Genomic DNA, 5,077 nt, shown 5'->3' with positions numbered 1-5,077 from the left:
AATTCCAGGTAGAATCAGATTTAAACATACTTGCACCTAAATTTGCATCATCCATAAATTTTAAATAAGCAGTGAGTACTTGTTGATTATCACTATTATCTGCTTTTATAACTGCCGCTACGCCGGAATAATATTGTTCTTCTAAGCTAATATATTTATCTCTACTATTTAACCATTTAGTCATGAGATATGGGTCCCCATTAGTTGGCGGGGTTGGTTGTAGAGCATAATAAAAAAAATCTAAAAATTTATTTTTATTCTGGATAGTTAAAGCGTAATAAGTTCCTTTACCAGTTGGCAGAAACGTTACAAATTCATCGCTCAAACTTCCCTCTTTGAGAAGCGAAGCTATACCGATTAGATCATCTATTGAGAAAACTGAATAGTTATCTTGATTTACAGTTAAAGGGTCTTCATATTGTGTATGAGCAAAAGCTTCATACTTATTTGCAGGCATGCTTAATAATTTAACTTCAGGTTGGTTTGCAGAGCCGTTATCATAAATTATTGTTTCTTGAGTTTCAAACTTACTTATTGATCTTTCATGATTAGCTGATAGATAGTTATTTAAGTCCAATAAAAGTAATTTAAAGTTGGGGTTAGAGTCTAAAAATGTTGTAATCTTTTGACATTCTTTGTTTAAACTTAAAGCATCATCAAATGGCACCGTAACTACAGGTTCAACGGGAGTTGTTGTTCCTGAGCCTCCAGATCCACCACCAGCTGGTGGTGTAAAACCACCATCGCCTCCTGAGCTTCCACCACCACCACAACCTCCATAAACAGCGGTAGTAATCCAGCTACAATTAGTATATGGAGGTGTACAATTTTCATGTGATGGAGTTCCACACAAACAACCTTGCCCTGGTTGATGTTCACCACTCGAGCCAGGACCAGAACACGAATAATTAGTACATTCATATGTTAATACTTCGTACAAAAATTCTGGAACACAACCCGGCGGAAAACCTCTTCCGGCAGTGGTCACTAAAATATTTTCATCGCTAATTACTTGTATGGTTGAATTTTGCATTTGATAGGAAATACCATTTTGCCCTATTGTATAAGGATATCCCATTAAATATTGAAAAACTTCGCCATCGGTGTAAATTTTACAAACATAATTTTCTAAAAGATTGGGGGTTGGGTTGTCACGTTCTACATTAAACGTATATTGGGTATAATCATCACCAATAATTATTTGAACGTGTTCTTCTTCAATCGAAAAGTTATAAATTGTAGAAGTCAAACGAGCGGCAGTATTTTTTCTTTTTAAAGAGGTTACTCGCTCTCGAAGTTGTTTGGATTCATTAAAAGCTTTTTCTCCGGGTACAACCCAAAGATTGAGTTTGCCTTGTTTTGTAGATTCAATTGTTTCAAGTTCCTCTTTTTGACACTGCCAAAAAGTAGTGCTAATAAAGCATAGAAGCATAAGTTTGCTCCACCGCTTTAACGCTGTTCGCTGTTCGCTGTTCGCTGGGTTTTTGTTACCATAAATTAAAATAGGTTAAGATTAATTCTCAGCAAGTTACAAAAAAAATATAACGGCTGTGTGTTTTTAACTACATTTTTTTCTTACGTAATCATTAACAAAACTTTTACCTTCCTAAACTCAACTTATAAATTTTCGACTCCTCCTGTTCACTATCACTATCCTCACATAGCAAAAACTCTACGGAATCAGTCGTTTTTTTGTAAATTGCAATACCTTCAAATTTATGCGTATCAGAAATTTTCTGAGTGAATTCAACAGCCAATGTTTCCGGATTTAGTTTTCCGATAATCGATCCGGTGACTTCACCATCCAAATAAGTAGAAGCAGATTTTTCGGCAGCTGCTAAAAAATAGATGACATCTTCTACCAAAACTGCATCTGTAAAGGTGGCTTTGAGGCCTTTTAATTCAGGGAGTTCAATTGGGTGGTAGTTTACTTCTTTTGTTGAATCATTCAGAATAAAAATACCGTTTTGTGCTTTCGGACCATTCCCTCGTTGGAAGAGAAAGGTTTTTTGGTGGTAATATATCACTCCTTCAATGTTGTAATCATCTGCGGATATTCCAAACTTCTTTTGCAAACTATCGTGTTGCGGTTGGAGGTTTCTTTCGGCTATTTTACCGGCTGTTAAGTGGTAGGTAAATAGTTGGTTTCTTTTGGCACTTGAACCGGAACCAAAAATATATAATTGATTATTGGCTAAAGTAATCGATTCAAAATCGGGTTTGTTTTTCTTTTCGATAGTCTCTTGAGCATTGGTTGTTAACTCAATTTTAGTTGTTTTTTCAGTCGCAAATGAATACTGATACAAATACGAACTACTGTCACATATCAAGTAAATAGCATCTTCCGTGTAAACCAATCCTGAGGCTGCTCCGAGATTCATCAAAATTAAAAAAACTTCCAACTGAAATTTCTCCATGATTTTTTGTATTTTGGTATAAATTTAAACATTTAAAATTGTTTTGTTATGAAAACCATCCGTTCCGAGCATTTTAAAATCAGTGCACCTGTCAAACTATCAGAAGTACCCACTTTTTACAACGTCGAAACTTCCGAAAAGAAAAAGGAGAAAGAGTTACAAAAAGTCCGTGAGAAATTGAGTAAACTCCAAGACAAAATGTATGCACATAATCGCTACGGAGTTTTGATTTGCTTGCAAGGCATGGATACGGCCGGTAAAGACAGTTTGATTCGTGAAGTTTTTAAAGAATTCAATGCTCGCGGTGTGGTGGTTCACAGTTTTAAAACACCAAATTCTACCGAATTGGAACACGATTATTTGTGGCGACATTATGTTGCCTTACCTGAAAAAGGAAAGTTTTCGGTTTTTAATCGGACGCATTACGAAAATGTTTTGGTTACTCGGGTCCATCCGGAATATATCTTAAACGAAAATATCCCGGGAATAGAAAAAGTAGAAGATATTACTCCTGAATTTTGGGAAAATCGCTTTGAGAGCATCAACGCTTTTGAAAAACATGTCAGTTTAAATGGAGTGATTATCTTGAAATTTTTTCTACATTTAAGCAAGGAAGAACAACGCCAGCGTTTACTTCGACGACTGGAAACTGAAAAACAAAATTGGAAATTTTCACCAGGCGATTTAAAAGAGCGTGCTTTGTGGGATCAATATTTGCAATGGTACGAAGAAGCAATTAATCAAACCAGTAAGCCTCATGCTCCTTGGTTTGTAGTTCCGGCCGATAATAAAGAAACCGCTCGATTTATTGTAGCTAAAACTATTTTAGACGAATTAGAAAAGTATACCGATATAAAAGAACCGGAAATGGACGATAAAATAAGAGAGAATATCGCATTATATCGTGAATTTTTGAGCAAAGAAAAGTAATTAGTTAAAGTTTTTAAAAGGAAGGCTTGTTAGTTAAATCATTTTATAAAATTTGTGAATCTAAAATACAAAAACAATGCGACTACTATTTATATTGCTCATTTTAACTGTTCAAAGTTGTAAAGCTCAAGAGAAACCGAACGATATTCCGATCAAGGACGAGGTGAAAAAGTATTCCTTTGAAACCGTTGCCTCCGAAATTGCTATTCCGTGGGGAATGGCGTGGTTGCCCGACGGCAGTATGCTGGTTACCGAAAAAAGCGGGACACTTTATCATGTAAAAAATCAAAAGAAAACGGTTATTGCTAACGTTCCAAAAGTATTTACTAGAAATCAAGGTGGACTTTTAGACATTGCGGTGCATCCAAATTATGCCACTAATGGATGGATTTACCTCACCTATTCTACAGAGGAAGGCGAAGAAAAAGGGGCCAATACAAAGTTAATTCGTGCCAAAATCGAAAATGAAAGTCTGACGCAAATTCAAGAATTATACAAAGCACAACCCAATACAAACAAGGCACATCATTTTGGGTCGCGAATTGTTTTTGATAACGAAGGGTACTTGTATTTTACGGTAGGTGACCGCGGAAATCATCCCGAAAATCCACAAGATATCACCAGAGATGGCGGAAAAGTCTATCGTTTGCACGACGATGGTCGCATTCCATCGGATAATCCTTTTGTTGGCCAACCCAATGCGAAAGAGGCGGTTTATTCATTTGGACACAGAAATCCGCAGGGAATGACTAAAAATCCCTTTACGGGTCAAATATGGACGCATGAACACGGTCCGCAAGGCGGTGACGAAATTAATATTGTAAAAAAAGCAGCTAATTACGGTTGGCCTGTGATTACTTACGGAATTGATTACGATGGTTCGACCATTTCAAAACTCACAGAAAAAGAAGGGATGGAACAGCCTTTGTATTATTGGACGCCATCCATCGCTCCAAGCGGAATGACTTTTGTTTCCGGGGATATTTATCCTGATTGGAACGGACATTTATTGGTAGGTTCGTTAAAATTTCAATACTTAGAATTGGTGAAATTGAAAGATAACAAAGTTATTGAGCGTCAAAAAGTCGCCACAGATATTGGTCGTTTACGAAACGTTGCTCAAGGTCCGGATGGTTATATTTATATGGGAGTAGAAGGAAAAGGGATTATAAAAATTATTCCAAACTAGTGGTTTATGAGGTTTGGATTCATTGTACTAAGTGCTTTGTTTTATTCTATTGCCGATGGTATTTCGGAATCAAATAGGTATGTTTCAAAAGAAAAAAAATCGTTGCAAGCAAGTATTGCAGCCGGGAAAGAAATTTACCAAGAGTTTTGCATGACTTGTCATCTTGCCAATGGAAAAGGAAGTGAAACAGTGCCGCCACTGGCCGGTTCCGATTGGTTGCAAACCAAACGAAAAGAGAGTATACATGCTGTAAAATTTGGACAAACCGGACCCATTAAAGTGAATGGAATAAACTACAACAACACCATGCCTCCGATGGGTTTGACTGATGAAGAAGTTGCCGATGTGATGAATTATGTGATGCATTCGTGGGGAAACAAACAGAAGATGCAAGTGACGGAAGGGGAGGTTGCGGGGGTTAAAAAGTAATAACTATCTATGAAAAAACAAAGACACCCAATTGAATGCGTGATTTTTTCTTTATCACTAACTTTTTTATTGATAGGTTGTAAAACCACCTCATTACCTACTGTAAAATATA

5 protein-coding genes are annotated in these 5,077 nt (G+C 36.6%); 3 read left to right on the top strand and 2 right to left on the bottom strand.

Annotated features, from left to right (window positions below):
* Together ACIQ2S_RS11165 and ACIQ2S_RS11160 are read right to left on the bottom strand one after the other, a co-directional pair.
* On the bottom strand, nt 1-1,432 hold a 1,432-nt coding region (locus ACIQ2S_RS11165; protein WP_396175986.1), incomplete at its 3' end, for a hypothetical protein.
* Nucleotides 1,433-1,598: 166 nt separating this feature from the next.
* Nucleotides 1,599-2,417, bottom strand: a complete 819-nt coding sequence (locus ACIQ2S_RS11160) for a DUF6929 family protein (protein ID WP_396175984.1) — start codon at nt 2,415-2,417, stop codon at nt 1,599-1,601.
* A gap of 48 nt (nt 2,418-2,465) precedes the next feature.
* On the opposite strand from ACIQ2S_RS11160, the gene ACIQ2S_RS11155 reads away from it, so the two are divergent.
* From ACIQ2S_RS11155 to ACIQ2S_RS11145, 3 genes are all read left to right on the top strand, one after another.
* Nucleotides 2,466-3,347, top strand: coding sequence for a PPK2 family polyphosphate kinase (locus ACIQ2S_RS11155; RefSeq protein WP_396175982.1), 882 nt, complete (start codon nt 2,466-2,468; stop codon nt 3,345-3,347).
* A gap of 76 nt (nt 3,348-3,423) precedes the next feature.
* Nucleotides 3,424-4,536, top strand: a complete 1,113-nt coding sequence (locus ACIQ2S_RS11150) for a PQQ-dependent sugar dehydrogenase (protein WP_396175980.1) — start codon at nt 3,424-3,426, stop codon at nt 4,534-4,536.
* 6 nt (nt 4,537-4,542) lie between these two features.
* Nucleotides 4,543-4,965, top strand: coding sequence for a c-type cytochrome (locus tag ACIQ2S_RS11145; protein WP_396175978.1), 423 nt, complete (start codon nt 4,543-4,545; stop codon nt 4,963-4,965).
* Nucleotides 4,966-5,077 lie beyond the last annotated feature (112 nt).

The organism is Flavobacterium sp. (assembly GCF_044371705.1).
In the GTDB taxonomy this organism is placed as follows: domain Bacteria; phylum Bacteroidota; class Bacteroidia; order Flavobacteriales; family Flavobacteriaceae; genus Flavobacterium.
The sequence above is the reverse complement of the archived record's forward strand: the minus strand, read 5'-3'. Positions and strand labels throughout refer to the sequence as shown.